Raw genomic sequence first — 862 nt, forward strand, 5'->3', positions numbered from 1 at the left:
TAGCGGGCGGCCGGAAGGTGAATGCTAGGCATGATCTAACCCTCGGTCTCTGGCGTCGCGACTGCGAAATTTCGCGAGGGTTTCCGAGAAGGTGATTGCGCTTCGCAGATCTCCAGGCGCGTGGGTGCGGACGTAGTCAGCGCCATTGCCGATCGCGTGAAGTTCCGCCGCAAGGCTCGCTGGACCCAGATCCTTTACAGGAAGGCCAACGGTGGCGCCCAAGAAGGATTTCCGCGACACCGAGACCAATAGCGGAAGCCCCAACGCCGACTTCAGCTTTTGAAGGTTCGACAGCACGTGCAGCGATGTTTCCGGTGCGGGGCTCAAGAAAAATCCCATCCCCGGATCGAGGATGAGCCGGTCGGCAGCGACCCCGCTCCGTCGCAAGGCGGAAACCCGCGCCTCGAAGAACCGCACAATCTCGTCGAGCGCGTCTTCGGGTCGAAGGTGACCGGTGCGGGTGGCGATGCCATCCCGCTGCGCTGAGTGCATAACCACCAGCCTGCAGTCCGCCTCAGCAATATCGGGATAGAGCGCAGGGTCAGGAAATCCTTGGATATCGTTCAGGTAGCCCACGCCGCGCTTGAGCGCATAGCGCTGGGTTTCCGGTTGGAAGCTGTCGATTGAAACACGGTGCATCTGATCGGACAGGGCGTCTAAGAGCGGCGCAATACGTCTGATCTCATCGGCCGGCGATACAGGCCTCGCGTCCGGATGGCTGGCGGCCGGTCCGACATCCACGACGTCTGATCCGACTCGCAGCATTTCGATCGCCGCGGTGACAGCGCCGGCGGGGTCTAGCCGCCGGCTCTCATCGAAGAAGGAGTCCTCGGTGAGATTCAGAATGCCGAACACCGTCACC

At 61.9% G+C, this 862-nt stretch carries 1 protein-coding gene; it reads right to left on the reverse strand.

Going from position 1 to position 862, the window contains the following annotated elements; translation table 11 throughout:
- Positions 1 to 24: 24 nt before the first annotated feature.
- Positions 25 to 861, reverse strand: a complete 837-nt coding sequence (gene sul1, locus EKA13_RS27405; protein ID WP_024193717.1) for a sulfonamide-resistant dihydropteroate synthase Sul1 — start codon at positions 859 to 861, stop codon at positions 25 to 27.
- Position 862 lies beyond the last annotated feature (1 nt).

It is taken from the genome of Pseudomonas defluvii (assembly GCF_001695625.1).
Lineage (GTDB): Bacteria > Pseudomonadota > Gammaproteobacteria > Pseudomonadales > Pseudomonadaceae > Aquipseudomonas > Aquipseudomonas defluvii.